At 52.9% G+C, this 259-nt stretch carries 2 tRNA genes; both read left to right on the plus strand.

Annotated features, from left to right (window positions below):
- Positions 1 to 2: 2 nt before the first annotated feature.
- Positions 3 to 77: transfer RNA gene (locus KH400_RS23830), tRNA-Gly, on the plus strand.
- A 7-nt stretch (positions 78 to 84) separates the two neighbouring features.
- Positions 85 to 156 (plus strand) — tRNA-Cys (locus KH400_RS23835).
- The last annotated feature ends 103 nt before the right edge of the window (positions 157 to 259 follow it).

Below are 259 nucleotides of genomic sequence, written 5' to 3' on the forward strand. Positions count from 1 at the left end.
TTGCGGAAGTAGTTCAGTGGTAGAACACCACCTTGCCAAGGTGGGGGTCGCGGGTTCGAATCCCGTCTTCCGCTCCAATAACTTGGCGGCATAGCCAAGTGGTAAGGCACGGGTCTGCAAAACCCTTATTCCCCGGTTCAAATCCGGGTGCCGCCTTAAATTTATAGTTTATTTAAGTCTCATGCCGGGGTGGTGGAATTGGCAGACACACAGGACTTAAAATCCTGCGGTAGGTGACTACCGTGCCGGTTCAAGTCCG

Origin of the sequence: Desertibacillus haloalkaliphilus, assembly GCF_019039105.1 — a bacterium.
Lineage (GTDB): Bacteria > Bacillota > Bacilli > Bacillales > KJ1-10-99 > Desertibacillus > Desertibacillus haloalkaliphilus.